This window comes from Thermogemmatispora carboxidivorans (genome assembly GCF_000702505.1).
GTDB lineage: Bacteria > Chloroflexota > Ktedonobacteria > Ktedonobacterales > Ktedonobacteraceae > Thermogemmatispora > Thermogemmatispora carboxidivorans.
This window is the reverse complement of record NZ_JNIM01000001.1, coordinates 3725559-3752353: the sequence shown is the minus strand read 5'-3', so window position 1 is coordinate 3752353 and position 26795 is coordinate 3725559. Positions and strand designations below refer to the sequence as shown.

Below are 26795 nucleotides of genomic sequence, written 5' to 3'. Positions count from 1 at the left end.
GAGAGAGCAAGGGGCTGTGACACGGCGGGACTGGCTCTCTTTTCCAGGAAGCTGGTAGAATCGAAGCATGAGCACAAAGGAGCAAGCAAGCGATTCGCTCGCATTTGAGCGTCAAGGAGCGCTGGCGGCGGAGGAGATGGCGCCGGTGGGGCCGGAGGTGGCGCAGCCAGGCATGTGGCAGCCCTGGCGTGATCGTCGTGGCCTGCCGCTTCTGCCCGATGAAGATCCCGTCAGCACAGTGCGAGATAGCCTCTACGATCTGATCCCTCTTGGTCCTCGTGAAATCAAGCTGATCAGCAGTGTCCCCTTCTTGCGCCTACAGAAGGTCAAGCAGTTGGGCTTTGTCTATCGCATCTGGCCGGGAGCGACGCATACGCGCTATGAGCACAGCCTGGGCTGCTATCATCTGGCGGTGCGTGCCGTGCGCGCGCTGCTGCAGCGTGGCAGCAACGGCGGCCTCTATGGTGTCTCCCTCAAGAGCGTACAGGCACTTATCGTGGCGGCCCTGCTGCACGATATCGGGCACTACCCGTTTTCGCACGTCATTGAGGAGCTGGGCCATCCCATTATTGCCCATGAGCGTGTCGGGCGCTCGATCATCGAGCGGAGCGAGATTGCTACGATTCTGGAAGAAGAGTACCAGCTCTCGCCTGGGCGTGTGGCGGACTTTATCGATCCTCCGCCGGGCAAGCGCCTGCCCGAAGACGACGAGCTGCTGCGCAATCTGCTGAGCGGGGCCCTGGACGTCGACAAGCTGGACTATCTGCCGCGAGATGCGCGGGCCTGCAACGTGCCCTATGGGGGTGTCGATGTGGCACGTTTGCTGGGAGCGCTGCGTGTTCACCCCAGTGTCCAGGGGCAGCGGCGCATCGTGGTGACGCATAAGGGGATCAGTCCGCTCCACTCGTTACTGCACGCCCGCCAGGAGATGTTTGACAATATCTATTGGCATCATACCAATCGCGCCTTTCAGGTGATGCTGATGCGGGCCGTGCAAGAAGCGCTGCTGGCGGGGGCGCTGAGCGCCGAGCGGCTGACCGGGCTGGACGATGCTTCTCTCCTGACCCTGCTGGCTGAGCCACAGATGCCGCCAGCCTCACGGGCGCTGACGGAGGCCCTGGAGCTGCGCCGGCCCTACAAGGATGCCCTGGAGATCAGTCGCCCAGCGGGCCAGCTTTTCCAGCGCCTGGATGCCCTCTACTGGGATGCCCAACGCCGGCGGCGCGTCGAGCAGGCTCTGGCGGCGGAATTAGCCCCGGCTTTGGAGACGGAGATTGCCGACTACGAGGTTTTGATCGACATTCCTCGTCCGGTTAATTGGGAGATGGACGTCTGGGTCTGGTTTGCCAATCCGCCAGTTGGCATGGAGGCCCTGGTGACCTGGGTCCAGGCGACGGGCCTGCAGCCCGATGATCTGGCGCGCTATGAGCAACATCAGCGGCGCATTCGGGTGCTGGTACCCGAACGCCTGCGAGCGCCGCTGCGCGCTCATCGCCAGGATCTGCTGCTTCCCCTCCTGCAGCGGCTGCTCGTGATGTAGTCGAGCAAGAGCCTGGCGGGCGGAGGCGGACAAAGCGCCTGATCTGCGCTGAGAGGGGAGCGACTGTCATTAGCCCAGCCTGGCCGGAACTGGACAGCGCTCGCGCACGCTCAGCGCAGGCGGCGCTCCTTGTGCTGGTACATCAGGCGGACAGCTTTTTCGTGGATGCGCTGAGCCGGGCGATAGTCGGGCGCCAGCTGCAAAGCGTAGCCGGCGACGCGGGCTGCTTCACGGTAGCGGCCCAGGCGATAAAGATTATCGGCCTTGATAGTCCAGAAGCGCACGTTGTGCGGATCAAGTTCCAGCACGCGCTCGATGGCTTCGACGGCTTCCTCGAAACGTCCCAGGCTGCGCAAGGCCCGCATGTGCATCTCCCAGGCCAGCAGGCTGCCGGGGGTCAGGCGCGTCAGCTGGCTGGTCACCTCGAACAGTTCTTCCATCTCGCCCAGGGCGCGCAGGGCCTGGGCGAGCAGTGAGAGCGAGAAAGGATCGTTCGGGGCGAGCTGCAGAGCGCGATGCATCAGTTCGCGCACTTCCTGGGGGCGACCCAGGCGCCGTAGGAGCTCACCTTTCATCTGAAGGACGAAGAGATAGTCCGGGTCGCGCGCCAGGCTCTGGTTGAAGGCCTCGAGGGCCTCGGGCAGCCGATTGAGATTGAGCAGGGCCGTGCCCTTGTTGGCCCAGGCACGGGCGTCGCTGGCATCAAGCTCCAGGGCGCGCTCGGCGCTGCGCAGCGCCTCGGGAAAGCGCTGCTGGAGAATCTGCAGTCCGCTGCGGTTGAGCCAGGCGAGCGCCAGCTGGTGATCGAGCAGCAGAGCCTGATCGTTGGCAATTGTGGCCTCAGAGAGGCGCTCTAGCTTTTGCAGAGCGCGCGCCTTGCAGGCCAGGGCCAGGGCCGAATGAGGCTGCAGTTCCAGCGCCTGCTCGCTGATGGCCAGCATCTGCTCATAAGCTCCGCTGCCATCGAGGGCGAGGGCCAGGCCGGTGAGGGCTTCCTCGTTCTCGGGATTGAGCGCCTGCAATTGCTGATAGCTGGCGACGGCAGCCTGCCAGTTGTGGCGCTGAAGCTGCTCTCTGGCTTCGCTCCAGAGGTCATCGACGGTTGATGGCCTTTGTTCCCCTTGAGGTGTTTGCTTCTCTGCCATTCCTTTTCTGCCTTGAGGGCTGCCTTTTCTCTGTCTTGCAAGCAGAGTGCGCAGCCTCACTATCTGTAGGGGCCATTATCGCATGAGAAGGAGCGTCCGGGCAAGAGGGGTCTCCGCTCTCATCTCGCTGCTGGCTTACAAATCCTTTACAGAAGTCTGAAGAATCTCTGACGATCTCCCGCTATAGTACAAACAGCAAGACAAATGCGCGAACCCGGTTGTGATCGACATCATCCCCACAGAGTACACGTAAAGGCAGCGTTGCCCGAGACCGTCGGTCAGCCAGGCGGTCTGGTGTGCACGAGGCGGCGAAAGAAGGAGCTTCGTGCCTGCTTTGCCTGCTCACAGTCTCACCCGGGGACCTTCTCTTTAGTAGTATTATAGAAAGCAGTGTCGGGAGAGAGTATCGACGGAGGTTGCAGGCTCATGTATAATCCGCACGCAGAAGACGAAGCAGGGATGAGCGATCCCTACGATCAGCAGACAGTAGCTGCTCACTATCGTCCGAGCGAGAACGCAGCGGGAACGGGCGGGCCAGCTAATACGGCGATGCCGGCTAGCAGTCCCTATTATGGAGCAGGTGGGCCGCTCACGCCGGCGGCGCCACCGCCACGGCGCGGGTCCTCGTTCCGGGCGGTGGTGATCACCCTGGTTCTGGCTGCGATCTTTGGGGGGCTGCTCTTCGCTGCCGGCTGGCAATTTGGCAATGCCAACGGCGTGGCCTCAGCGACCCTGCAGACCGGCAGCAGTAACAGCACGACGAGCGCCAAGGTGGTGACGACCGCCGAGCAGGCGCGAGAAGCCGCCATTGCTAAGGTCCAGCCTGCCGTGGTGCAGATCAATGTCACGACGTCCTCAGGCGCTTCAGGCATCGGCTCCGGCGTCATTATTGATAAGCGCGGCTACATCGTGACCAACTATCACGTGGTGGAGAGCGCCCAGCAGATTGAAGTGGTAATGGCCGATGGTACCCACCTGCAGGCTCAGGTGGCTGGCACCGATCCCGCCGACGACCTGGCGGTCATTAAGATCAATCCACCGAGCAATATCACGGTGGCCACCCTGGGCGACTCGTCGAAGCTGCAGGTTGGACAGGAGGTGCTGGCCATCGGAAACCCCCTGGGCGAGACGCAGACGGTCACCCACGGCATCATCAGTGCACTGGGGCGCACGGTCTCTGAGGAGGGCCAGGGGTCGGCAGTGATCGCCAACGCTATTCAGACCGATGCCCCAATCAACCCGGGCAATAGCGGCGGAGCGCTGGTTGATCTCTCGGGCAACGTCATTGGTATCCCGACCGTGGCGGCCATCGATCCCGAGTTCAATACGCCAGCGAACGGCGTGGGGTTTGCCATCCCTTCGAACCGCGTGCGCTTCATCGCACAGCAGATTATCGCTACAGGCCAGGTCACGCATACGGGGCGGGCGGCCCTGGGCGTGCGCGTGGCTTCAGTGACGCCCCAGTTGGCGGCTCAGGATAACCTGCCGGTTGACTACGGCTCCTTGATCGTCTCGGTCACGGCCAACGGGCCAGCGGCTCGCGCGGGCCTGCGGGCTGGTGATATCATCGTAGCCATCGATGGCCAGAAGGTCACCGATAACCAGACGCTCAGCGATATCCTGGTCAACAAGAGTCCTGGCCAAACCGCCCGGGTAACGGTTTATCGCGGCAATCAGCAGCTGACAATCAACGTGACCCTGGGTGAGCTGCAGGCGAACAGCTAAGGCTGGCCCCTTAGATCCCATAGCGTGGGCTGCAACGGGCGAGCAAGAGGTTGGTTGAGGACAGCCTCTCGCTCGCCCCTTTGTTTCTTGGGGGCGGTCAAATAAGCAAGCAGGTGACGGCCCAGCCCTGAGCGGTCCGCTGGCGGGCTGTCTAGGATGATGCTGGTTGCTGGCTAGAGGCTGGGACGCTAGTCGTGGTTGCGGCGGCGCTGGCTGGAGCCGCTCGGGGTGCGCGGCGCCCGGTGAGAAGAACGCCGCAGAAGAAGACGAGCCAGCCCAGGGCCATGAAGAGCCAGAAGGTGCTTTCCAGGCCCATGAAGCGGGCGAAGCTGCCAGCGGCGGCGTTGAGCAGCTCCCCCAGGAGAATGAGCACGTTCCCCCAAAAGATGTTACTGGTCTGCAAACCGCGGATCGAGGGCTGGCGCCGCAGCAGCTTCCAGAGGGAGTAGAGCAGCACGCCGACGACGGCCACGACGCCGGCGGTATTCAGGATGATGATGGTGACGACGCCCACCCCGAGCTGGAGGACGCCGCGGCCAGAGCTGCCAACCACATGGCTGAGGGCTTGCTGATCGACGCCCGCCGTGGCAATCGAGATAATGGCCAGCACGCTGACGAGGGAGAGCACGATGAGGCTGGCCAGGGTCACACGCCGACCTCCGACCAGGGCGATGCTGCCCAGACCCAGCCAGGCTGAGGTAAGGGCGGCGCCGAGAATGTAGTAAATACGGAAAAGGATGGTCCCCAGTCCGCTCGTCGGCTGCGCTGGAATCATGAGAACATAGGCCAGCGTGGCCACAAAGGCCATCCCGAGGGCCAGCGACCAGTAGAGCTGATGGGGACGATGACGCTGCACGTATTGCATCAACACGACACCGGCGAAGGCGGCGGTGACAATGACGTTGACAATGGCAAAGCTGACGAGTAGAGCTGTCTCCATACATGGCCTCCCGCAGGCGGTGCCCTTTTGAGAGCGGTCAACCCTGCAAAAGCTTGATCAGATCGTGTAGATTATACAAAAACCTATGCAAACTTGCACTGCCTGCCGCCCTCTCTCCTTGCTGGCTGGTCTCCCCCCGCAGCGTGGCATCAGCATGAGCAAGCTCTCGCGGATGTCGGATATCTCCTTTAGCACCATTACCCGAATCTGCAATGATCCGAGCTATAGCCCGACGGTGCACACACTAGAGCAACTGGCAAAAGCGCTAGGGCTGCGTGTCGCGTTGCGGATCTGCTAGAAGAAGTGCCGAACCCGCCGCAGGAGTGAGCGGGTGGCGAGGGGGAGCAGGAAGGGCCTGATGCTGGGGCCAGGACTTGCACGAGAGGAGGAGCCCGGCCTATAGTATGGGAGAGATCGAGGAGGCAGATCCGCCTGTGCGGAGCGCATTCTATCCCCTCACGAGCAAAGGCATGGCACAGAAACGCGGAGTCATCAACAAAGAGCAAACAGAGAAGCAACGAGTGCGGGAGCAGCGGCGCGAATTTGAAGAAGAGCTGGCTGCTCACTATGAGCAGCAGGTAGGCAGGCCACGGAATCGGCGGCGGCTCATCTTCATTGGCGTCCTGGTCTTGGTCGCCCTGCTGGCCGGGGGCTATATTGTGCTGACCTTATTGCCGGCGCCAGCGACGGCGCCGACTCCGGGGATCGCCGTCGGGCAGGCGGCTCCCGACTTCACCCTGCCCGTCTATGGTGGACGTGGCGGCCCGACCGTCAATCTCAAAGCCCTGCGTGGCCATCCAGTCGTCATCAACTTCTGGTCGGAGTCCTGTGATCCCTGTCGGCGCGAAGTCCCCCTTCTCCAGCGCACTTACGAACAATATGGCGCCCAGGGGGCCTTTGTCTTGCTAGGCATCAACCAGGCTGATCCCAAAGAAGACATCGCCAGCTTTGGCCGGACCTTCAAGGTCACCTATCCTCTCCTCTTCGACGCCGGTAGCAAGGTCAACGCCGTCTATCGCGTCACAGCTATTCCCACCACCTACTTTATCGATCGCCAGGGCATTGTACGCGCCGTAGCCATTACCGAGCTCAACGAGCAGAGCTTGCGTCAAGGGCTGGCCGACATTGGAGTCCAGCTTCCCTGAAGGGCGAGAAGGGCGACTGAGAGCTGGGCCTAGCGAGTGGCCTGTCTGTTCCCCTTATCTCCCTCCTGGTGGGGCCAGGAAGGCAGGCCAGCCCTGCGCGTCAGCAGCAGGCCGACCAGGCTGACGATCAGCAGCAGGCCCCCCAGCAGCAGGAGCAGCACAGGGGCACTCAGAAGCGCTTCCAGGGAAGCGGTAGGGCTGGGTCCCCGCTCGCTGCCGGACATAGGATTAGAGGAAGCGGGGGGGGCTGTCGAACCAGGCCGAAGGCCGTGCGGTTCCACCGTTGAAGGAGTCGCCGTCGCTCTCGGATGGCCCCCCTGAGCAGCAGAAGAAGCAGTAGAGACCGCGGGCGCCGGTCGAGCCACTGTGCTCACGCTGCTCGACGAGTTGCTGCCCTGTACTAGCACCAGCAGTCCTGACAGCAGCAGCGCCAGGGCGATCACCGCCGCCAAGGTACTGAGGACGCGCACAAAGCGATGCAGCCGCGGGTGTCCCGCGCGGGCCCCTGCCGCAGGCCGCTGCTGACGCGGAAGCAGCAAGGGAGCAGCCTCGGGCGAGGCAGTTGCCGACTGTGCTGGTACAGAAGGAGTGGAAGGTGTGGATGCGCTCTCAAGCAGCTCAGGCGTTAACGTAAAGGTGCGCGGAGGCGTAGCGCGCGGCAGTGTCCGCAGCAGGTCGCGTGTCAGGCGCAGACTTGCCAGCTCTGAGCGACAGGAAGCGCAGTGAGGCAGATGAGCAGCGCAGAAAGCTCCTTCCTCGGAAGAGAGCGCCCCGTCCAGATAGGCTGAAAGCTGCTCAAGCGTTGGATGCTCCTGATGATCCTGTGCCACGACTCTCTCTCCAGTGCCGGAAAAATGCCCCTCTACAAGCAAGCCTGCGTCACAATGGCGCTGTTCCTTCCTCCTTCCCGGGCAAGCCACCTGCTCGGAGGAGTACAGAGACCAGAGACAGCACCTCTTAGGGGGAACGAAACGGGCGCGGCAAAAGTTCCTGATGGCGAGCCAGATAAGCCCGCAGGCGGGAGCGGCCCCGCGCGATGCGCGAGCGCACTGTCCCGAGCATCGTCTGCATGACAGCCGCGATCTCCTCGTACGATAGCCCCTCGATATCGCAGAGGATCACCGCCAGCCGCTGCTCGGGAGGAAGCTCGGCCAGCCCGCGCTGGATCAGTTCCTGCAGCTCCTGATGGAGCAAGTACAGCTCTGGGTTAGCCTCCAGATCGGCTGAAGCCAGCTGGGCCAGGGTGACCGGGGACTGCGGATCATCCTCGTCGCTGGCCGCCTCCAATGACTCTTCTGGATGACGGCGCTGACGGCGCCAATGATCGTAGACCAGGTTGGTGGTAATGCGCAGCAGCCAGGAGCGAAAGGCCGTCCCCCCGCGGAAATTAGCCAGATGGCGGAAAGCCGCCAGAAAGGTGTCCTGTGTAATATCGGCGGCCAGGTCCGCGTCGCCCAGCATGCGCAGAGCCACATTATAGACGCTGGACTGATAGCGCAGAACCAGCTCATTAAAGGCGCTCACATCGCCGTTTTGGCTCCTGGTGAGCAGCTCCGCCTCATCAGCGTCGGGCCGTGCGTGCATCAACCTGCCTCTCTTCCTGGTCAGATCGCCTCCAGTGTAGCATAAAAACCGCAACAGTGACTATACCCTAGATCTGGCGGGGGCGGGCCAGACGCAGCCCGTGCCTGCACTCTGCCTGCTTGCTCCCGGTTTACTGACGCCAACCCAGGCAGCCGGGCAAAAATTGCCGGCGCAGCCCCTTGACAGAGCGGCCCTGTCCCGGTACACTTATCAGCGTGATGAATATTTTTTCAGTGCTGAATAATTATTCAGAGATGAGGAGAAAGAGACCATGAGCAACGGCCTCCGGTTTGGCGCAGGCATCTGGCTCTTCGGCCAGTTTATCGACCGTTATGCCACCAACGCCTACGGGCCGCCGGTTGGCACCCTTGAAGCCATCGAGCGAGCCGGGCGTGTTGGGGGACTGGTTGGGTTAGACATCAACTATCCCTTTCCCGAAGAGGACCTGAGCCTGGAGCAAGTCAAAGAGGCACTGGAGCGCAACGGACTGCGAGCCATCGCCGTCACGCCTGTCATCTATGACCAGCGTTTCGCCCGTGGCAGCTTCACCCATCCTGATCCCGCTGTGCGGCAGCAGGCCATTGACCTGGGCAAGCGGGCCAGCGACGTTGCCCGGGTCCTGGGAGCTGATTACGTCAAATTCTGGCCTGGGCAAGACGGCTACGACTACCCCTTCCAGGCTGACCATCTACAGCTGTGGGACTTCACCGTCAACGGCATTCGCGCGGTTGCGGAGGCCAACCCTGACCTGCAATACGCCATTGAATACAAAGCCAAAGAGCCGCGTGTCCAGCTTGTCCTCAGCTCCTCCGCGCGCACCCTCCTCGCCATTCAAGAGATGGGCGTCAACAACGTCGGCATCGTCATGGACCTTGGCCACTCCCTGTTTGCCAAAGAGACGCCGGCGGAAGCCCTCCAGTTGATCGCACGTCATGGCAAGCTGACAAGCATCGAAGTCAACGACAACTGGCGTGAATGGGACGACGACCTGGCCGTAGCCTCCATTCACCTCATCGAAACCATCGAATTTTTGCAAGCGGTCGAGCGTATTGGCTGGCAGCGTCCCATCCTGCTGGATCAATTTCCCTTCCGCGAAGATCCCGTCGAGGCGGCGCGTGTCAGCATCAAGCGCATCCGAGCCCTTGACCGTGTGCGCCAGCGGCTCGACCAGGGGGCTCTCAAGGAAGCCCAAGAGAAGCAAGACGCCTTGCAGGCGCAGCAGCTTGTCTTTGCCGCCCTGCTAGGACTGGACGGAGGCGAAGAGTAAGCATGACCCAGGATCGTGAGGACCAGCTTGCGGCCCTGAGCAGGAAAGCCAATCTCTTGCGGCAGCGGGACCTTGTGATGATCCAGCGCGCGGGCATGGGGCACCTTGGGGGCGACTTCTCCGCGCTGGACATTCTGGTCACGCTCTACTTTGCCGTCCTGCGCGTGGACCCGCAGCATCCCGATGCTCCTGATCGTGATCGCTTCATCCTGAGCAAAGGGCATTGTGCTGGTGCTCTCTACAACACCATTGCCGAAGTAGGTTTCTTTCCAACGAGCGAACTAGAGACCTTCATGAAGCCTCTCTCGCGTCTCAACGGTCATCCCGATCGCACCAAGGTGCCGGGGGTTGAGGCCAGCACTGGCCCGCTGGGTCATGGCCTCCCCATCGGCGTTGGGGCGGCCCTGGCGGCCAGGCTTGACGGAGCGGCCTGGCGCACCTACGTGCTCACGGGGGACGGGGAGCTGCAAGAAGGCAGCAACTGGGAAGCGGCGATGGCCGCCGCTCACTACGGACTGGACAACCTGACCGTCATCGTCGATCGTAACCGACTGCAGCAGGGCGCGCCAACCGAGGACACCATCCGGCTGGAGCCTCTGGCTGACAAATGGCGTGCCTTCGGCTGGGCGGTGCGCGAGGTCGACGGGCACGACTACGCCGCGCTCCTGCACATGTTGCAGAGCGAGAGCTGGGAGCCGGGGCGTCCGCGCTGTCTGATCGCCTACACACACAAAGGTCAAGGGGTTTCCTTTATGTGCGACAATGTTGACTGGCACCATCGAGTACCGACGCCCGAAGAGGCTGAGCGGGCTTTACAGGAGCTGCGGGAGGCGGTGCACGGATGAGCCAGCTCTACGACTGTCGAGATGCCTTTGCCCAGGCGCTCGAAGAGGCGGCGCGTAACGATCCGCGCATTGTCGTCGTCATCAATGACTCCCTTGGCTCCAGCAAGCTCAAAGGCTTCAAGGCGGCCTTCCCGCAGCGGCTGGTCAACGTGGGTATTGCCGAGCAGAACATGGTTGGGGTAGCTGCTGGCCTCGCCAATGGCGGCAAGGTTCCTTTTGTCAGCGGGGCCTCGCCTTTTCTGACAGCGCGCGCCCTCGAACAGATCAAGGTTGACCTGGCCTACTCGCAGGCCAACGTCAAGCTCTGCGGCATGAGTAGCGGCCTGGCCTACGGCGAGCTGGGGCCGACGCATCACTCCATTGAAGACCTGGCCTGGACGCGCGCCATCGCCAATCTCACAGTGATCGTGCCTGCTGATCCACTGGAGACCGCTCAAGCTGTGCACGAAGCAGCTCGCCTCTCTGGTCCCTTCTTCCTGCGCATCAGCCGTATGCCGGTGCCGCAGGTTCATCCGGCGGACTATCGCTTCCGCCTCGGTAAAGCGAGCTGGCTGCGTCAGGGGAGCGATATCACGCTGATCGCCACGGGGGTCATGGTGGCTCGGGCCCTGGAGGCTGCCGCGCTCCTGGCCAACGACGGCATCGAGGCGGCAGTGATCAACATGGCGACCATTCGTCCGCTCGATCGTGAGGCGGTGGTCGAGGCTGCGCGGCGCAGCGGGGCCATTGTCACCGTTGAAGAGCACACCATCTATGGTGGGCTAGGAGGAGCGGTTGCCGAGGCAGTGGTGACCACCTATCCCGTGCCGATGCGTATCCTGGGCGTCCCCGGCGTCTTCGCGCCCACCGGCTCGCCCGAGTATCTCTTAGAGCATTTCGCTCTGACGCCCGCGGGCATTCGTGCGGCGGCGTTAGAGCTTCTCAAGGCGAGAGCAGAGCAATGAAGCAGACGGCAATCCTGGCCATCGATCAGGGAACCACCAATACCAAAGCCTTGCTCGTCGACGCAGCGGGCAATGTTCTGGCGCGGGCCAGCCGTCCTGTGCAGCGCCGCTATCCGCGTCCGGCCTGGGTTGAACAGGACCCGCTGGAGCTCTGGCAGAGCGTGCTGGAGGCCAGCACCGCCTGTCTGGAGCAGGGCGGTGCCAACGTAGAGCTGGTAGCCGTGGCCATCAGTAACCAGCGCGAGTCGGTTCTGCTCTGGGAGCGGGCCAGCGGTCGGCCTCTGGGGCCATGTGTGAGCTGGCAATGTCAGCGCTCGCGTCAGCTCTGTCAGTCCCTACAAGATCGGGGGTTGGAGCCATTCATCCGCGAGCGCAGTGGCCTCACTCTCGACCCTATGTTCTCCGGGACGAAGATCCGCTGGCTGTTGGAAGAGCAGGATCTCCTGGAGCGGGCGGAGGCTGGCGAGCTATGTGCTGGCACTGTCGATAGCTGGCTCTGCTGGCAGCTGAGCGGCGGCGCGGCTCATATCTGTGACATGACCAATGCCTCGCGCACGCAGCTCTTCAATCTAGGGCGGCGAGCCTGGGACGAGGAGCTGCTGCAGCTGCTGGGCGTGCCGGCGGCGATCCTGCCTGTCGTTGAGCCTTCGGCAGCGATACACGCCCGGACCGTGGCCTGCGGCGCGCTGCCGGCGGGCCTACCCATTGCGGCCCTGATCGGGGACTCACATGCCGCCCTCTTTGGCCAGGCCGGCTTTCTGCCGGGAGCCGTGAAAGCCACCTATGGTACTGGCTCCTCGCTCATGACGCCGGTGCCGGAGCCGCGTCTCTCGCAGAGCGGGCTCTCGACCACGATCGCCTGGGCCATAGGCGAGCGGGTCACCTATGCCCTCGAAGGCAATATTTACGTCACTGGGGCTGCCGTCGAATGGCTAGGGCGCTTCCTTGGTCTCAGCGATCCCGTCGTCGACTTAGCGGCCTTGGCCGCTAGTGTGCCTGACAGTGGCGGCCTCTACTTCGTCCCGGCCCTCAGCGGCCTGGGGGCGCCCTACTGGGACAAAGAGGCGCGCGGTCTCATCTGTGGTCTAACTCAGGCCAGTACCCTGCCGCAGTTAGCGCGGGCCACTGTCGAGGCCATTGCCTATCAGGTGCGTGCCGTTTTTGACGCCATGCAGGCGGAAGCGGGCGTCAAACTGCAAGTGTTACTCGCCGATGGTGGTGCCACTCGTAATGACCTGCTCATGCAATTTCAGGCCGACATCATTGGCAAACCGGTGCTGCGCTGTGAATCGGCAGATGTTTCAGCGCTGGGGGCTGCCTATCTGGCGGGCCTGGCGGTGGGCCTCTGGGCGAACGAGGAGGAGATCGCCGCCCTGCCGCGCCCCCGTCAACGCTTCACGCCGACCCTGCCTGCGGAAGCGCGCGAGGCCCGCTACAGCGGCTGGCAGGAGGCGGTCGCGCGCACTACACTGCACCGATCCGCAGGGCGCCGGGAAGAAGGATCTTAGCCGGCGTAAGGAGTAACGCACCTATGGCACGCATTGACGATCTGCGCTTGATGGCCAAGGTTGCCAGTCTCTACTACGAGCGTGGTCTCTCGCAGGTAGAAATTGCCGAGCGGCTGCAGCTCTCGCAGTCCAACGTCTCACGCCTGCTCAAGCGGGCCCAGCAAGAGCAGATTGTACGCATTACGGTGAGCATGCCGCGGGGGGTCTACACTGATCTTGAGAACCAGTTAGAGGCCCTGTACGGCCTCAAAGAGGCCATTGTCGCGGATTGCCCGGAGGATGCCAACAACGAGCAAATGCTACAAGCCATCGGGGGAGCGGCGGCCTTCTGGCTGGAGTCCAAGATCACGCCGGGGGAGATTGTAGGGATCTCCTCCTGGAGCGCCTCGCTCCTGGCGATGGTCGACGCCATGCACCCACTGGCGCAGCCCTCACGGGCCAAAGTTGTGCAGATCCTGGGCGGCATCGGCAACCCGGCGGCGGAGGTCCATGCCACGCAGCTGACGCGCCGCCTGGCCGAACTCCTGCACGGAGAGGCTGTCTTTCTGCCGGCGCCGGGCGTTGTCAGCTCGCCGGAGGCCCGTCAGATCTTCTTTGAAGATCCATTTGTGCGCGCAGCTTACCAGCTCTTCGACAGCGTCACGGTGGCTCTGGTCGGCATTGGGGCTGTCGAACCCTCGGCCTTGCTGGCCAGCAGCGGCAATATCTTCTCGCTCGAAGAGCTGCACATACTGCGTGAGCATGGGGCCGTTGGCGACATCGTGCTACGCTTCTTTGATGCCCAGGGGCGTCCGGTCGTGACCCCGCTCGACGAGCGCGTCATTGGCATGCACCTGGAGCAGCTGCAGCGCGTCAAATACGCGGTGGGTGTTGCTGGTGGCGAACGCAAACAGGCGGCTATTCGAGGTGCCCTCGAAGGGCGCTGGATCAACGTCCTGATCACTGATCACCTGACGGCGCGCTGGCTGGTGGAGCAGAAGCAGGCTCAGGCCCAGGCAGCCGCGCCTGAGAGCGGCGGAAGCGCCGGCGCTGTCGCGCACTAAACCCAGGCAAGAGCAAGCGACCTGCCATGTGTGCAGGAGCGCCAACCCAACAACGACCGACCATTGTCTGGTTGGGAGGACCCTATGTACGACCATGCTCAGAGGATGAGCCGCACGAAGCAGCAGCCCAAGCGGCCACGGACGGCCTCAACGCCCAGGCTGCCGCTGATCTGGAGCGGGCTGGCCTTATGCGTCTGTCTGCTTCTGTCGGCTTGCAGCCTGTACACGGTGCGGCCACTGAATGCTCCTGCGAGCAACGCGACCAGCGGTGGCAGTGGCAGCTCCCAGACCTTTGATCCTGAGACCTATGTCCAGCGGATCTGGGCCAGCCGCGTGGTGCCGACCGTTGTCCAGCAGGCCCACGACGCCAGCGAGGTACTGGCGGCGCTGAAAGCCAACCAGCAAGCGGCCCAGCAGCGCTATGGCCATCAAGAAGGGGACGGTCCCTACACCTTCATGGTGAAGGGCCTGGGGCGCGTCGTCAGCGTCAATACCACCTCGCGCAATGGCACACTCAGCCTTGATCTGCCTCCTTACGATGGGCGGGCCGACCTCTCCCTGCAGATCGGGCCAGTCATTCTGGGCACAGCCATCCGTGATGGTGTGGGCTTCATCCACTTCAGCCAGTTTGTCAACCAGATTCAATATGCCCAGGTAGCTGACGCCCTTAACGCGCGGGCGGTTCAGGTAGCGCAAAGCATCCATCCCACGCAGCTCAAGGGCAAGCTCATCCAGTTCTACGGGGTCTTTGCCCTGACCGATCCGCAGTTCATTCTGGTGGCCCCGGTCAAACTCGCGGTGGAGGGTTCCGGCTCATGAAGGCACCTGACCAGGAGAAGGCTCCTGACATTGTCCTGCGGGCCGAAGGCATTACCAAGATCTACGGTGGCACCGTGGCCCTCGACAACGTGGACTTCAACGTTTACCGTGGCAAGGTCAACGTCCTGATTGGCGAAAACGGGGCGGGCAAATCGACCTTAATGAAGATCATTGCTGGGGCGGAGACTGCCACCCGTGGCCACCTGCTTCTGGAGGGGCAGCCAGTGCAGTTCAAGTCGCCGCGTGAGGCGGCGCGGGCTGGCATCGGCATCATCTATCAGGAGCTGAACCTCTTTCCGAATCTGAGCGTGGCCGAAAACATCTTTCTCGACCATGAGGCCCTCCATCGTTACGGCATGCTGGTCGATCGGCGCCGCCAGCAAACCGAGGCCCGGCGCCTGCTGCAGCGGCTGGAGCAGCCCATTGATCCCCAGGCGTTGGTGGGCCATCTGCGCCTTGGCCAGCAGCAGATTGTCGAGATCGCCAAGGCGCTGGCCCGTGACGTACGCATTCTCATCATGGACGAGCCGACCTCGGCCCTGACCACTGCCGAGGTGGAGATTCTCTTCCGCGTCATTCGCGAGCTGAAGGCGCAGGGGGTCTCGATCATCTATATCTCGCACAAGCTAGAGGAGCTGCTGCGCATTGGCGACTACGTGACGGTGCTGCGCGACAGCCACCGCATTGCCGAGGCGCCCGTGAGTACGATCGACGTCAACTGGATCGTCGAGCAGATGATTGGGCGCAGCGTCAGCGAGACCTACGTGCACCAGGAGCGCACTCCTGGCCAGGAGCTGCTGCGGGTGGAGCATCTGAGCCTGCCCCGGCCTGGCGGGGGGCTGCTGCTCGACGATGTCTCGTTCCAGGTGCGTGCCGGCGAGATTGTGGCCCTCTATGGGCTGCTGGGGGCAGGCCGGACCGAGCTGCTAGAGTGTCTGATGGGGCTGCATCCTGAAGCCAGTGGCTCTCTGTGGATCGCGGGCCAGCGCCTGCGCGGGCGCCACGTCGGCGAGCGCATTGCCGAGGGGCTGGTGCTCGTGCCGGAGGATCGCCAGCGCGAGGGACTCGTGCCCACGCTCTCGGTGGCCCAGAATATGGTCCTGGCAAGCCTGCGTCGCTATCTGAGCGGCCCGGCCCTCTCGCGCCAGAAGGAGCTGGCGGCAGTACGCCGGCTCATGGGCGACCTGGGGATCAAAGCACCCTCGCCCCAGACCCTGATCGAGGCGCTCAGCGGTGGCAACCAGCAGAAAGTAGTCGTTGCCCGTGGCCTGCTGACCGAGCCACGCCTCCTGCTGCTGGATGAGCCAACCCGTGGCATCGATATTGGAGCCAAGGCTGATCTATTCCGTCTCATGAACCGCCTGGCCAGCGAGGGACTCGGCATTCTGTTTGTCTCCTCCGAGCTACGCGAGGTCATGAGCGTCGCCGATCGCATCCTGGTTCTGGCGCGCGGACGGCTGACTGGCGAGTTTCGCCGTGAGGAAGCCAGCGAGGAGGCCCTGGTAGCCGCCGCCTCAGCTGGCCAGGGACCGGCCACCGGAGACGAGGAGGCCGCTCACGGCCCGGTGCCATCGGGAGCAGCGGACCCTGTGGACAGGCAGGCCCAGGCCACGGCGCCTGCGGCATCTGCCTTGGAAGAGCGGCGCCATCAGCCGCGCCCACGAGCCTAGAAGAGGGAGATCATGCGCAATCCGTCATCTGTGACCAGCCGCGAGCCGGCGGCCCGTCGCAGCTTCGCACTGCAGCGACGACAAATTCAGACCATTCTCTTTCAATTGCGTGCCTTTGTGGCGCTCATCATCCTGGTGGTGATTTTCTCGATCCTCTCGCCCGACTTTCTGACGCTCAACGACCTGACCATCGTGGCCGAGCACGTCTCGATCAATGCCCTGCTGGCCATTGGGCAATCGTTCGTCATCCTGACGGCGGGCATCGATCTCTCGGTCGGCTCCATTGTCGGTCTGACGGCGATGGTGGCTGGCTATCTTATCAGCCAGGGGCTGCCGCTGCCCATGTTTGGCGTGGTAGTCTACTTCAACGTCTGGGTGGTGATCCTGATCAGCCTGCTGGTCGGGATCATCCTCGGTCTCGTCAATGGGCTGGTCATCACGCGCCTGAGCGTGGCCCCCTTCATCGCTACCCTGGGCATGCTCTACGCCGCCCGCGGCCTGGCGCTCTTGACCTCCAACGGAGCGACCTTTCCCGACCTGGGAGGCGATCCCTCGCTGGGAAACACAGGCTTCCCCTTCTTGGGCACGGGGAACATCCTGGGGGTGCCGATGCCCATCTGGCTGATGATCCTCTTTGGCCTGGTCGCCTCCTTTGTGGCCAGCCGCACACCGTTCGGGCGCCAGGTCTATGCTATCGGCGGTAACGAGCGGGCGGCGCAGCTGTCGGGCATTCGAGTCAACCGCGTCAAGCTGTTGGTCTATGTGATCTCCGGCTTCTGCGCGGCCATGACAGGGCTGGTGATTGCCTCCCAGCTGCAGGCGGCCCAGCCGGCGACGGGCGAGAGCTATGAATTGAATGCCATCGCGGCGGTGGTGTTGGGCGGGACCTCGCTCTTCGGAGGGCGGGGGACGATCCTGGGCAGCATCATCGGCGCGTTTGTGATCGGCGTCCTCAGCGATGGCCTGGTGCTGATCGGCGTTTCCGAGTTCTGGCAGATGGTCATCAAGGGAGCCGTCATTGTGCTGGCGGTCATTATTGACCAGCTCCAGCAGCGGTGGCAGAAGCGCGCCGCCCTGGCCTGATACGCGAGCGCGAGCGACGGCCAGGGGAGGACCTGCGCCAAAACAGGGCAAGACAGGACCCTGGGAAGGAGGATGCACTCACTGCGCGTCCCCTCGGTCGCAAGGGAGGGAAGCGCCCACACCGCGCAGCGCCGCTGGCTCTAGCCAGGGCAGTGACTGGCTGCGCGATCAACTCGACCCAACTGGCGTGACACGCTTGCTCTCTTCTACCCGCGCGAGGTGGAACGAGAGCAGCAGAGACGATCTCTCAAAGAAGAGTGCCGAAAGGAAGGGAAACGACTATGCTTCGACGGATGCTCTACCTGCTGACAGTGCTAGTGCTGGTCAGCCTCAGCCTGGTTGCCTGTGGCAACTCGGGCCAGTCATCGTCGACAACTTCTGGCAGCTCCGGGGGGAAAAAACTGATCTTCGTTATTACCCCGGCCTACGACAATATTTTCTTCAAGGCGGAGGCCGATGCCGCCGTGGCCCGCGCCAAGGCGCTCGGCTACGATACGGTGGCCGCCACCCACGATGATGATGTCAACAAACAGAATCAGCTGATCGACACCGCCATCGCCCGTCATGCGGCGGCCATCGTTCTCGACAATGCGGGCGCCGATGCCACGGTGGCGGCGGTGCGCAAAGCCAAGAATGCTGGCATCCCGGTCTTCCTCATCGACCGCGAGATCAACGCCACCGGCGTGGCCGCAGCGCAGATCGTCTCCAATAACTATCAGGGGGCAACGCTGGGCGCCCAGGAGTTCGTCAAGCTGATGGGCGAAGAGGGCAACTATGTCGAGCTGCTCGGCAAGCAGTCGGATACCAACGCAGCCATCCGCTCGCGCGGCTACCACGACGTCATCGATCAGTATCCACGTCTGAAGATGGTGGCCCAACAGAGTGCCAACTGGGACCAGACCGAGGCCTTCCAGAAGATGCAGACTATCCTGCAGGCGCACCCCGACATCAAGGGAGTGATTTCGGGGAACGATACGATGGCCCTGGGTGCCTGGGCAGCGCTGCAAGCGGCTCACAAGACCAATGTGATCGTGGTGGGCTTCGATGGCAGCCCTGATGTCATTGCCTCGATCAAGCAGGGCGGCATCAAGGCAACAGTGTTGCAGCCTGCCGTTCGTATCTCCCAACTCGCCGTTGATGAGGCCGATAAGTACCTCAAGACCGGTTCTACAGGACAACCGGAGAAGCAGTCGATCGACTGCATCCTGGTGACGGCGCAGAACGCCGATCAGTTCGGGGTCTTTGGACCAAAGTGAGCCAGTGAGTGCCTGAAAGGGGGCCGGCAGCCGCTGCCTGCAGGCAGCGGCTTGTCGGCCCTCTCTTGTTGTCGATCCAGCTAGAGGAGTCGCAACCAGCGGCGGGCGGCAGCCACAAAACGCCGGGCTGCCTCGGGATAGCCGCTAAAGGAGAGGTGCAGGTAGCTGGCCAGAAGATTGCCACGAGCGAAGCCCTCCGGCTGCTGGTGCTGACCGTCGGGCGAGCTGAGCAGATAGGCGGCCTCCTCCGGACTCGGCCCGGCATCCAGGTGAGAATAGTGAAACTCGTGCCCACGTACCTGTACCCCACGCGGCAGCAGCAGGCTCTCGCGCTCCACCCGGGCCAGACGATAGCCGATGCGCAGACCCGCGCTGCCACCTTCGAGCATACTCTCACGCTCGATGACTCCAAGCATGGGGTAGCTTTGGCCGCTGGCCGTGCGCATCTGACGACAGAGGTACATCAGCCCACCGCATTCGGCATAGCAGGGGAAGCCTGCTGCCACCAATTCGGCAAGCTGACGGCGCAGCCTTTCGTTAGCAGCCAGCGGCGCGGCGTACTCTTCGGGAAAGCCACCGCCGAGATAGAGACCGGCGCTACCCGCTGGTAGCTGAGAATCACGCAGCGGACTGAAGGGCACCAGCTCAGCTCCTGCCTGGCGTAGCAGATCGAGCGTATCGGCATAATAGAAGCTGAAAGCTTCATCATAGGCCAGGGCTAAAGGCACGCGCTCCTCGCCTGGGGCGGTCGAGCGCGTCTCGCTCTGAGCCTCGCCCGTCGCCAGGGGAGGGGCCTGACGCGCCAGGGTCAACACCTGTTCCAGCTGGCAGGATTGGCGGAAGAGCGTCAACAGGGTGTCGAGGCGTTCGCCGCCAAGGGCCTGCTCGCTGGCGGGCAACAGGCCAAGGTGGCGCTCGGGCCACGGGGCCTCGCTCAGAGCGGGAAAAGCCGCCAGCAGCGGCGGCCCACTGGATGAGGCCAGGGCCTCGCGCAACAGGCGCGCATGGCCAGGACCAGCCACGCGATTGGCCATTACACCAACGAGCGCCAGCTGCGGGGCAAAGCGCTGGAAACCCAGCACGACCGCCGCAGCGCTGCGCGCCTGGGCCCAGGCGTCCAGCACCAGAAGAACCGGCGCCTGCAGCAAGCGAGCAATCTCCGCGGCGCTGCCGGCATCGCTCTGGGCTTCGCGCCCGTCGTAGAGGCCCATCATGCCCTCGATAATGGCCAGGTCGGCATCGCGACAGACAGAAGCAACGCTGGCCTCCAGGCGCTCGGGAGGCATCAGCCAGGTATCGAGGTTGTAGCAGGGCCGTCCGGCGGCCTGGGCCAGGTGTGAGGCATCCAGATAATCGGGGCCGACCTTGAATGGCTGCACGCGCCAGCCGCGCGCCCGCAGCTCGGCGATCAGCAGGTAGCTCAGCAGCGTCTTACCGACGCCGCTGGCCGTGCCAGCGATGAGTAAGCGTGGCAGATCAAGAGGCATTGTCAGACTCCTGTGCTGCGCCCACTGACGGGGGCGCTGGTGCGGTAGACTTCAGCCCGCCAGGCAACCTGATGGGGGTATTCCGCACCACCGTTCGATGTCGCTAACGACAAGCTAATCACTCGCTCGTGCGTCCAGTCAAGCACGATCCGGCTGACTTTGCTCAGCGATGCGTGCTCATGGCTCAACTTATCCCAAGATGTAGGAAAATGTGCCGATGCCTGTCACCGCCGCCACCCTCACGCCGTTGTCCTATTACGTGAAAACAATGGGTGCTCTATCTATGTTGTTGGAAGCGATCGCTCAGTTTCCCCTCTGGCGATGGCTGCGGGCTGCTGCGGGCTGGCTGCTGCGTCTCTTTCAGGGCCTACCGGTGCTTCTGGAGAACGATCTTCGCGGCAATACCATTCCAGTGCTAGACGGTGTGCGGGCGCTGGCCTGTCTGGCTGTGCTCGTATTTCACGTCAACTGGACAACGTATCATCAGCATCTCTGGCAGCCGCTGCACTATCCACTGGTAGGTTCCTTATTGCTGGTCGGCAGCACAGGGGTGACGCTCTTCTTTATCTTGTCGGGCTTTCTGCTCTTTCTGCCCTATGTCGGGGCCGTATTGGGCGAAGAGCGACCGTGGCCTTCGGGGCGCCGCTTCTATCTGCGGCGAATCTTGCGCATCTGGCCGGCTTACTATGTCTCGCTCTTCGCCTTGATCGCGCTCTGGCAGCCACAATACTGGCAGCCGGCGCACTGGCGCGATCTATTGCTGTTTGTGACCTTCTTCATGGACTCGACGCCGGAGACCTTTCGCAAGATCAATGGTCCCTACTGGACATTGGCCGTCGAGTGGCAGTTTTATTTGCTGCTGCCCTTATTGGCGCTGGTGGTCTCGCTCTTACTTAGACGCTTGCCGCAGCGTCGGCGTTTCCCCTTGCTCTGCCTCACGCTAGCCCTGGTCATCGTCTACGCGCTGCTGGTGCGTCACTGGGGGGACTACTACATCGATCATCCCGAGGCGAGCCTGCCGCTCGTGCCGCGCGCGGCCCTCAACGTGGCCCTCTTCTTTGTCTACGGCATGGACGGCAAGTTTCTGGAGGACTTTGCCATCGGGATGCTGATTGCCACCTGTTACACCTATGGGCGCATGGTCAGGCCCACAGGCATCTTGGTGAGGGGTTTGCAGCGCTGGAGCCTGGCACTCTGGGCCTTGGGGCTGATCCTGCTGGTGGGTATGGCCACCTGGCATCTGAACCATGATGTGGGGGCCTTCCCCTGGCTAAATGGCCTCTTACCCCTCTACGATACCTTGAGCGAGTTTGGCTTTGCTCTGGCCTACGGCTCATGTCTGACCGGTCTGCTCTTCGGGCCGTCCTTGCTGCGGGCCGTCTTCTCCTGGCGCTACCTGCGCTGGATCGGCCTGGTATCCTATAGTCTGTACATCTGGCATCTCCCACTGATCACCTACTTTAGCGTTCGTATCCAGCCCTGGCTCAACGGGCTCAGCCACTGGCTGGTCTACGGCTGCTATTGGCTATGGGTGATAGTGGCGGTGCTGCCGCTGGCCTTCCTCTCGTATCTGCTCATCGAGCGTCCCTTTATCAAGCTTGGTCAGCGCCGACTCAAGGGAGGTGGTGGCCAAAGTGGCCAGACGCTCGCTGGCAAGCCCTTACGGGAGCTGGCCCCCTCGCGCAGGCGTTAGGGGCAACTACCCTAACGCCTGCTCTCTGATCTGGACCTGGTGGCGCCTGGCCCCTGGCTAGACCTGACCGGGGCCAGGCGAGTGAGTGGGTGAGTTGGTGGCAGGCGCTTGCCTGACAGATGGCAGACAAACAGGCGCCTGCCAGCTCGATTTACGTTGACACCGATGGGAAGGCAAGATTATAATACTTTACACAACCCATATGATTTGTTGTGGCGAAGTAGTCTGCTTCGCTGTGGAAGCAGCGGTTGCCCGACACGTCGGACGTTGAGCTCCGCCTCCTGCTCAAGCGAAGCATACGTCCCCAAAAGGAGCTTCTATGCCTACCACCGAAGGTCTCGAAGATGTCGTTGCCGCACATACCCGTATCTGTAATCTGGATGGTCAGCGCGGCAAACTGACATATTACGGTGTCGACGTTCACGACCTGGCCACTCATTCCTCGTTCGAAGAAACAGCGTATCTGCTCTGGCATGGGACACTGCCGACCCGCACCCAGCTAGAGGCGCTCAGCGCGGAGCTACGTGCCAACCGCGCCTTGCCGGGACGGCTGATCGATCTGATGCGCTTACTTCCTTCCTCGACGCCCCCGATGGATGTTCTCCGAACCGTCGTTTCTGCCCTCTCCACCACCGACCCCGATCTCAGCGATCGCTCCCAGGAAGCCAATCGGCGGCGAGCAGTGCGCCTGACCGCGCTGCTACCCTCGATCGTGGCCGGCTGGGATCACATTCGCAATGGGAGAGAGCCGGTAGCGCCGCTGGAGGATGGGAGCCTGGCGGAGAACTTCCTCTACATGCTCAAGGGGGAGCGACCCGATCCATATGATGCCCATGTACTCGATGTGGCCTTAATCTTGCATGCCGATCATGAGCTAAATGCCTCGACCTTCTCCGCTCGTGTGGCCGCGAGCACGCTGGCCGATATGTACGCGGCAGTCACGGCGGCCATTGGCACGCTCTCTGGCCCACTGCATGGTGGTGCCAATGAGCAGGTGATGCGCATGTTCCAGCGCATCGGCGAGGTGAGCCAGGCCCAGGAGTATATCCGCGGCATGCTCGAGCGCAAAGAGCGGATCATGGGCTTTGGTCACCGCGTTTATCGCACCGAAGACCCGCGCGGCAAGCATATGGATGCCTTCGCCGTGGAGCTGAGCCAGCGCAAGGGCGACACGCGCTGGGTAGAGATGTCGCGCGTCGTCGAGTCCTATGTCAAAGAGCAGAAGGGTCTGCACGCTAACGTCGATTTCTACTCGGCCACGGTCTACTACTTGCTGGGTATTCCTGTCGATCTGGACACGCCCGTCTTCGCCTGCAGCCGTGTGGTGGGCTGGACGGCCCACGTCATGGAACAGTATGCCAACAACCGCCTGATTCGCCCGCGCGGCGAGTATGTCGGCCCCCAAGATGTCCCCTACGTGCCGATCGAGCAGCGCGAGCAGGCCCAGGTAAGCCATCAGTAGGCTTAGAAGGACGCTCGGGCGCTCGCCAATCTGCTACGCGCCACAAGGAGAGTCCACTCTGCTGTTTCGCCGGGAGCAATCGTCACCAGATTGCTCCCTTTGCTTTTTGGGATTGGGACGGGCGCCGGTCAGCCGGAGCGGCACCTGCTTCCGAGCCTGGCCCGGTCCCGGGTCTGGCCTTGACAGACCCTCTGATCTGAAACTATACTGGTTACGGATAGACTACCACGGGAAGGAATGGCGACTACGCGAGATACACGTCTGGCCGTTGCAGTGCATATTCTGACGTTGCTCGCTCAGCAAAGCGAGGAAGATCCCCTGACTTCTGAGTATATTGCTGGCAGCGTCAATACGAACCCGGTCTTTATTCGCCGCGTTCTGGGCTTGCTCAGTCGGGCCGGATTGGTGGCCTCGCAGCCGGGAGTTGGTGGCGGCTGGCGCTTGCAGCGCGATGCTGCCAGTATTAGCTTGCTGGATGTCTACGAGGCCGTCGGGGCTGGTCCTCTGCTGGCTCTTCACCACCGCCAGCCAAATCCCGACTGTCTGATCGGTCGCAACATCCAGCGCACTCTGCTGCACTACTTCGGCGAGGCCGAAGTGGCTTTCAAGCAGATGTTAGCGCGCCAGACGATCGCTCAGGTGCTGGAGAGAGCGCGGGAGGGGGAACTGTCGCCGCCGGCCTAGTGGCGTCTTTTTTTTTTGTTGGAATTGCGAACTGTCACAGTTACAGATTGGCTGAGCCAGAACGGAGTACCCTGAAGCCTCGTGCGGGGCTGGACTCAGGGTCTTCAGGAATTGAAAGGAGTGACCTGCATGAAAATCGTAGTCTTTGGAGCGACTGGCGGCATTGGTCAGCGTCTCATTCAAGAGGCCCTTAACCGTGGCCATGAAGTGAAGGGGGTGGCGCGGCGCCCCGAGCGTCTTGCTCTGAGTCATCCGCGGTTTAGTCTGGAGGCGGGCAATGTGCTTGACCCTGCCGATGTCGCGCGGCTGGTCGGTGGCTCCGACGTGGTGATCAGTGCGGTGGGGCCGGCGCGCGATAGAGAGGAGGACCCGGCTATGGTCGTGCAGGCGGCTCAGGCCCTCATCGAGGGACTGAAGCGGGCCGGGGTCAAGCGCCTGGTGGTTGTTGGCGGCGCGGGCAGTCTGGAAGTGGCGCCCGGCGTTCGCCTGATGGACACGCCTGGCTTCCCCGCGGGATGGCGTCCCATTGCCACGGCTGCGGCTGAGGCCCTGGAGGTCTATCGTCGGCAGGGTGCTGATCTCGACTGGACCTATCTCAGTCCGGCGGCCTTCATTGAGCCGGGCCAGCGCACGGGACGCTATCGCGTGGGAACCGAGCAGCTCGTAACCGATGAGCAAGGTGAGAGCCGCATTTCGATGGAGGATTACGCGGTGGCCCTCCTCGACGAGGTAGAGCAGCCCCGCTTTGTGCGTCAGCGTTTCACCGTCGCCTACTAGCTGTCTGGTCGGCGTACTCCGGTGTCACGTGAGCTGGGAGCCGCTCCTGTGCTGGCTCTCGCTAGGGCAGGAGCGGCTTCAGCGCGCGCTGCATCTCTTGATAGGTCTGATAGCGGGCGGCAGGCTCCTCCTGCAAGGCCCGTGTCAGAAGCGCCTCTAGCGCCGGCGAAACGGCGGGATTGAGCTGGCGCACCGGTGGGTAGACCGGGTAGTGTGGCGGCGCCTGGTTCGTCAGGACATGGTGGATGCTCGCCGCCAGCATATAGATACAGGTCCGCTGGTCGTAGCGCCGATCCTTGATCGGCAGGTAGGGAGAGAGCGCCAGCTTGCGCGTCGTGCGGTGCTGGCTGCGGCTACCGGGCGGGCTGTCGAGCGGTGGAGGTGGAATCTGGAAGCCGGTGAGCATGGCCCGCCCGCGCTGGCGCTCGATCAAGATGTTCGCGGGCGAGATATCGAAGTGATAGAGAGGCGGCTGCTGTTGCTCCAGGGCGGCCAGAATATTGAGCACGCTGTAGAACCAGACCACCACCTCGCGCTCGGGCAAAGGGCGCAGCAGCTTTTGCAGGCGTTCCTCCAGGCTCTCGCCGTCGATGTAGGTCAGGACCACGTAGTAGTGGCGGCCCTCGGCGAAGCGCTCGCGTACCTGGGGGACCAGCGGATGGCGCAGACGAGCCAGGGCCTCGCTGGCGTGGTCGTAGTAGGCCAGCTCCTGGGCGCGCCGCGCCAGAGGGAAGTCGGTGCATTCCCAGCGCTTGAGCACTACCTCTGCGCCGTTGGCCTGGTGATCGCTGGCGACCATCGTCGTGACGCGCGTCTCCTCGCGGCTTTTGAGGACGCGCTTGATGTCGTAGCGTCCCTGGCGGATGCTGATGCCAAGTAAAGGGCTGTGGCGGACAAGTGTCGGCGGGATGGTCAGACGCCCACAGGCCGAGCAGCAACGCTGGCCGAAGCGTACCGGGGCCTGGCAATAGGGACAGGTGCGGTCGTCGTAATCGGCGCCGCAGTTGCTACAGCGCTGGGCGCCGCTGCGATTCTGGAAGCCGCAGCGCTCGCAGACATAGCGTTGCAAGGCGGTCGCGACTGCCTCGGCGTAGGCGCTGGCGAATTGCTGGATATCGTGGTAGCGTTGATGATAATCCTTGGACAAGGCTCGCAGGAGAACGGCGGCGACCTCAGCGGGCAGACGCGGATTCCACTGCTGTGGCGGGGGCGGCGGCTCGTGCAGGTGGGCACGCCACATCTCTTCCAGGCGGTTGAAGGTGAAAGGCAGGCGCCCCGTGAGCAGTTCGTAGCAACAGATGGCCAGGGCGTACTGGTCGCTCTCGCGGCGCGGATTGCCCTGCCACTGCTCGGGGGCCATGTAGGCGGCGGTGCCCGTCACCTCGCCGAGCGAGGCGTGGGTCTGCATGCCCAGGTAGAAAGTGGTGCCGAAATCCGAGAGCAGGAGCTGCCCGTTGCGTCCGATGAGCAGGTTCCCTGGCTTGACATCCTGGTGAATCAGGCCGTTCTGGTGCACGTAATAGAGGGCCTGGGCGGCCTGCTCGACATAGGGGAGGAGTTCCTCGGCAAAGGCCGGGCGCCGGCTGCCGTCGGCCTTGCGGAAGAGATCGTAGATGGTCTGGGGCGCATATTCCATGACCAGATAGGGGCGCTCGTCTTCCAGCTGGCCAAAGCTGTAGACGGGGAGAATGTTGGGGTGTTGCAAGGTCGCGATGCGCCGCGCTTCATCAAAGAAGCTGCCAAGGGCCTTGTCGTTGAGCTGGTCAAAGCGCAGGACTTTGAGCGCCAGCGTCCGGCTGAGCGGCTCCGATTCGCGCACCTGGTAGACGTGGCCGTAGCTGCCCGAGCCAATGAAGGCCGTAATCTGGTAGTTGCCGACGCGCGCTCCCTCCATGAGGAACTCGCAGCGACGGCACGAAACGGCAGTATCAGGATTGTCGTGTCCTCCGCGCGGATTGAGACAACGAGCCACCATACTTCCTTTCGCCCGGACCAGACTGGCTGAACCGCTAAAACGCATAGGCCCGCTCAGCGCGCCTGGTAGGGCACGCTGTCTGGGCTGCGCTGGGCTGTTTGCTCTTCACTATATATCTACGTCGACGTCCTCCGCAAGTTACGTGGCCTATTCTGGAGAAGAAGCAGGTGCTGGTCTGGTCTCGCTCGTCACTGATCGCTGGC

The 26795-nt window shown here is 62.9% G+C and carries 23 protein-coding genes; 17 read left to right on the top strand and 6 right to left on the bottom strand.

The genetic code is table 11. From position 1 onward, the window contains the following. Nucleotides 1-67 precede the first annotated feature (67 nt). Nucleotides 68-1540, top strand: coding sequence for an HD domain-containing protein (locus tag N688_RS14695; RefSeq protein ID WP_081838880.1), 1473 nt, complete (start codon nucleotides 68-70; stop codon nucleotides 1538-1540). 110 nt (nucleotides 1541-1650) lie between these two features. On the opposite strand, the gene N688_RS14690 is transcribed toward N688_RS14695, so the two are convergent. Beyond that, complete coding sequence (locus N688_RS14690; RefSeq protein ID WP_052889979.1) at nucleotides 1651-2685, bottom strand: tetratricopeptide repeat protein; 1035 nt, start codon at nucleotides 2683-2685, stop codon at nucleotides 1651-1653. Between the two features lie 426 nt (nucleotides 2686-3111). Here N688_RS14690 and N688_RS14685 point away from each other — a divergent pair, with 426 nt between their 5' ends. Next, on the top strand, nucleotides 3112-4410 hold the full coding sequence (locus N688_RS14685; RefSeq protein WP_081838879.1) for a S1C family serine protease: 1299 nt from the start codon (nucleotides 3112-3114) through the stop codon (nucleotides 4408-4410). Nucleotides 4411-4561: 151 nt separating this feature from the next. Here N688_RS14685 and N688_RS14680 read toward each other — a convergent pair whose 3' ends face one another. Next, complete coding sequence (locus tag N688_RS14680; protein WP_052889977.1) at nucleotides 4562-5350, bottom strand: hypothetical protein; 789 nt, start codon at nucleotides 5348-5350, stop codon at nucleotides 4562-4564. A gap of 85 nt (nucleotides 5351-5435) precedes the next feature. On the opposite strand from N688_RS14680, the gene N688_RS24015 reads away from it, so the two are divergent. Then, on the top strand, nucleotides 5436-5648 hold the full coding sequence (locus N688_RS24015) for a helix-turn-helix domain-containing protein (protein WP_081838878.1): 213 nt from the start codon (nucleotides 5436-5438) through the stop codon (nucleotides 5646-5648). 172 nt (nucleotides 5649-5820) lie between these two features. Further along, a complete protein-coding gene (locus N688_RS14675) occupies nucleotides 5821-6495 on the top strand; it encodes a TlpA family protein disulfide reductase (RefSeq protein WP_162179566.1) in 675 nt (224 codons plus the stop codon). Between the two features lie 29 nt (nucleotides 6496-6524). Here N688_RS14675 and N688_RS14670 read toward each other — a convergent pair whose 3' ends face one another. Next, nucleotides 6525-7325 (bottom strand): anti-sigma factor family protein, encoded by an 801-nt coding sequence (locus N688_RS14670; protein ID WP_162179565.1) that lies wholly within the window; start codon nucleotides 7323-7325, stop codon nucleotides 6525-6527. Nucleotides 7326-7452: 127 nt separating this feature from the next. Next, on the bottom strand, nucleotides 7453-8079 hold the full coding sequence (locus N688_RS14665; RefSeq protein WP_052889974.1) for a sigma-70 family RNA polymerase sigma factor: 627 nt from the start codon (nucleotides 8077-8079) through the stop codon (nucleotides 7453-7455). A gap of 271 nt (nucleotides 8080-8350) precedes the next feature. On the opposite strand from N688_RS14665, the gene N688_RS14660 reads away from it, so the two are divergent. The 9 genes from N688_RS14660 (at nucleotide 8351) to N688_RS14620 (ending at nucleotide 18514) form a co-directional block, all read left to right on the top strand. Continuing rightward, nucleotides 8351-9346: a sugar phosphate isomerase/epimerase family protein gene (locus N688_RS14660; RefSeq protein WP_052889973.1), complete on the top strand. Its 996-nt coding sequence runs from the start codon at nucleotides 8351-8353 to the stop codon at nucleotides 9344-9346. 2 nt (nucleotides 9347-9348) lie between these two features. Continuing rightward, nucleotides 9349-10191, top strand: coding sequence for a transketolase (locus tag N688_RS14655; RefSeq protein ID WP_052889972.1), 843 nt, complete (start codon nucleotides 9349-9351; stop codon nucleotides 10189-10191). Further along, nucleotides 10188-11135, top strand: coding sequence for a transketolase family protein (locus tag N688_RS14650; RefSeq protein ID WP_052889971.1), 948 nt, complete (start codon nucleotides 10188-10190; stop codon nucleotides 11133-11135). The genes N688_RS14655 and N688_RS14650 overlap by 4 nt, the downstream gene beginning before the upstream one ends. Next, nucleotides 11132-12643, top strand: coding sequence for an FGGY family carbohydrate kinase (locus tag N688_RS14645; protein ID WP_052889970.1), 1512 nt, complete (start codon nucleotides 11132-11134; stop codon nucleotides 12641-12643). The genes N688_RS14650 and N688_RS14645 overlap by 4 nt, the downstream gene beginning before the upstream one ends. Before the next feature lie 23 nt (nucleotides 12644-12666). Next, nucleotides 12667-13686 carry a sugar-binding transcriptional regulator gene (locus N688_RS14640; RefSeq protein ID WP_081838876.1) on the top strand — a complete coding sequence of 340 codons (1020 nt, stop codon included), beginning with the start codon at nucleotides 12667-12669 and terminating at the stop codon, nucleotides 13684-13686. Nucleotides 13687-13770: 84 nt separating this feature from the next. Continuing rightward, nucleotides 13771-14505 carry a DUF2291 family protein gene (locus N688_RS14635; RefSeq protein WP_052889969.1) on the top strand — a complete coding sequence of 245 codons (735 nt, stop codon included), beginning with the start codon at nucleotides 13771-13773 and terminating at the stop codon, nucleotides 14503-14505. After that, nucleotides 14502-16175 (top strand): sugar ABC transporter ATP-binding protein, encoded by a 1674-nt coding sequence (locus N688_RS14630; protein WP_081838875.1) that lies wholly within the window; start codon nucleotides 14502-14504, stop codon nucleotides 16173-16175. Before N688_RS14635 ends, N688_RS14630 begins: the two co-directional genes overlap by 4 nt. A gap of 12 nt (nucleotides 16176-16187) precedes the next feature. Beyond that, nucleotides 16188-17258: an ABC transporter permease gene (locus tag N688_RS14625; RefSeq protein WP_052889968.1), complete on the top strand. Its 1071-nt coding sequence runs from the start codon at nucleotides 16188-16190 to the stop codon at nucleotides 17256-17258. Nucleotides 17259-17539: 281 nt separating this feature from the next. Next, complete coding sequence (locus N688_RS14620) at nucleotides 17540-18514, top strand: D-ribose ABC transporter substrate-binding protein (protein ID WP_081838874.1); 975 nt, start codon at nucleotides 17540-17542, stop codon at nucleotides 18512-18514. Between the two features lie 80 nt (nucleotides 18515-18594). On the opposite strand, the gene N688_RS14615 is transcribed toward N688_RS14620, so the two are convergent. Beyond that, entirely contained in the window at nucleotides 18595-20001 is a 1407-nt protein-coding gene (locus tag N688_RS14615) for a cobyrinic acid a,c-diamide synthase CobB (protein ID WP_052889967.1), read from the bottom strand. Between the two features lie 217 nt (nucleotides 20002-20218). Here N688_RS14615 and N688_RS14610 point away from each other — a divergent pair, with 217 nt between their 5' ends. The 4 genes from N688_RS14610 to N688_RS14595 all read left to right on the top strand — a co-directional run bounded on the left by N688_RS14610 (nucleotide 20219) and on the right by N688_RS14595 (nucleotide 24617). Then, a complete protein-coding gene (locus N688_RS14610; RefSeq protein WP_081838873.1) occupies nucleotides 20219-21694 on the top strand; it encodes an acyltransferase family protein in 1476 nt (491 codons plus the stop codon). Nucleotides 21695-22013: 319 nt separating this feature from the next. Next, on the top strand, nucleotides 22014-23156 hold the full coding sequence (locus tag N688_RS14605) for a citrate synthase (protein WP_052889965.1): 1143 nt from the start codon (nucleotides 22014-22016) through the stop codon (nucleotides 23154-23156). A gap of 237 nt (nucleotides 23157-23393) precedes the next feature. Next, on the top strand, nucleotides 23394-23840 hold the full coding sequence (locus N688_RS14600) for an Rrf2 family transcriptional regulator (RefSeq protein ID WP_052889964.1): 447 nt from the start codon (nucleotides 23394-23396) through the stop codon (nucleotides 23838-23840). 129 nt (nucleotides 23841-23969) lie between these two features. Further along, the gene (locus N688_RS14595) at nucleotides 23970-24617 is read left to right on the top strand and encodes an NAD(P)-dependent oxidoreductase (RefSeq protein ID WP_052889963.1); all 648 of its coding nucleotides are present in this window, start codon (nucleotides 23970-23972) and stop codon (nucleotides 24615-24617) included. Nucleotides 24618-24678: 61 nt separating this feature from the next. On the opposite strand, the gene N688_RS14590 is transcribed toward N688_RS14595, so the two are convergent. Then, nucleotides 24679-26592, bottom strand: coding sequence for a protein kinase domain-containing protein (locus N688_RS14590; protein WP_052889962.1), 1914 nt, complete (start codon nucleotides 26590-26592; stop codon nucleotides 24679-24681). Nucleotides 26593-26795: the final 203 nt, after the last annotated feature.

What these genes read in the sequence shown, in the direction of transcription:
- N688_RS14695 (WP_081838880.1), top strand. Translation starts at nt 68, where the DNA reads ATGAGCACAAAGGAGCAAGCAAGCGATTCGCTCGCATTTGAGCGTCAA.
- N688_RS14690 (WP_052889979.1), bottom strand. Translation starts at nt 2,685, where the DNA reads ATGGCAGAGAAGCAAACACCTCAAGGGGAACAAAGGCCATCAACCGTC.
- N688_RS14685 (WP_081838879.1), top strand. Translation starts at nt 3,112, where the DNA reads ATGTATAATCCGCACGCAGAAGACGAAGCAGGGATGAGCGATCCCTAC.
- N688_RS14680 (WP_052889977.1), bottom strand. Translation starts at nt 5,350, where the DNA reads ATGGAGACAGCTCTACTCGTCAGCTTTGCCATTGTCAACGTCATTGTC.
- N688_RS24015 (WP_081838878.1), top strand. Translation starts at nt 5,436, where the DNA reads ATGCAAACTTGCACTGCCTGCCGCCCTCTCTCCTTGCTGGCTGGTCTC.
- N688_RS14675 (WP_162179566.1), top strand. Translation starts at nt 5,821, where the DNA reads ATGGCACAGAAACGCGGAGTCATCAACAAAGAGCAAACAGAGAAGCAA.
- N688_RS14665 (WP_052889974.1), bottom strand. Translation starts at nt 8,079, where the DNA reads ATGCACGCACGGCCCGACGCTGATGAGGCGGAGCTGCTCACCAGGAGC.
- N688_RS14660 (WP_052889973.1), top strand. Translation starts at nt 8,351, where the DNA reads ATGAGCAACGGCCTCCGGTTTGGCGCAGGCATCTGGCTCTTCGGCCAG.
- N688_RS14655 (WP_052889972.1), top strand. Translation starts at nt 9,349, where the DNA reads ATGACCCAGGATCGTGAGGACCAGCTTGCGGCCCTGAGCAGGAAAGCC.
- N688_RS14650 (WP_052889971.1), top strand. Translation starts at nt 10,188, where the DNA reads ATGAGCCAGCTCTACGACTGTCGAGATGCCTTTGCCCAGGCGCTCGAA.
- N688_RS14645 (WP_052889970.1), top strand. Translation starts at nt 11,132, where the DNA reads ATGAAGCAGACGGCAATCCTGGCCATCGATCAGGGAACCACCAATACC.
- N688_RS14640 (WP_081838876.1), top strand. Translation starts at nt 12,667, where the DNA reads ATGGCACGCATTGACGATCTGCGCTTGATGGCCAAGGTTGCCAGTCTC.
- N688_RS14635 (WP_052889969.1), top strand. Translation starts at nt 13,771, where the DNA reads ATGTACGACCATGCTCAGAGGATGAGCCGCACGAAGCAGCAGCCCAAG.
- N688_RS14630 (WP_081838875.1), top strand. Translation starts at nt 14,502, where the DNA reads ATGAAGGCACCTGACCAGGAGAAGGCTCCTGACATTGTCCTGCGGGCC.
- N688_RS14625 (WP_052889968.1), top strand. Translation starts at nt 16,188, where the DNA reads ATGCGCAATCCGTCATCTGTGACCAGCCGCGAGCCGGCGGCCCGTCGC.
- N688_RS14620 (WP_081838874.1), top strand. Translation starts at nt 17,540, where the DNA reads ATGCTTCGACGGATGCTCTACCTGCTGACAGTGCTAGTGCTGGTCAGC.
- N688_RS14615 (WP_052889967.1), bottom strand. Translation starts at nt 20,001, where the DNA reads ATGCCTCTTGATCTGCCACGCTTACTCATCGCTGGCACGGCCAGCGGC.
- N688_RS14610 (WP_081838873.1), top strand. Translation starts at nt 20,219, where the DNA reads ATGCCTGTCACCGCCGCCACCCTCACGCCGTTGTCCTATTACGTGAAA.
- N688_RS14605 (WP_052889965.1), top strand. Translation starts at nt 22,014, where the DNA reads ATGCCTACCACCGAAGGTCTCGAAGATGTCGTTGCCGCACATACCCGT.
- N688_RS14600 (WP_052889964.1), top strand. Translation starts at nt 23,394, where the DNA reads ATGGCGACTACGCGAGATACACGTCTGGCCGTTGCAGTGCATATTCTG.
- N688_RS14595 (WP_052889963.1), top strand. Translation starts at nt 23,970, where the DNA reads ATGAAAATCGTAGTCTTTGGAGCGACTGGCGGCATTGGTCAGCGTCTC.
- N688_RS14590 (WP_052889962.1), bottom strand. Translation starts at nt 26,592, where the DNA reads ATGGTGGCTCGTTGTCTCAATCCGCGCGGAGGACACGACAATCCTGAT.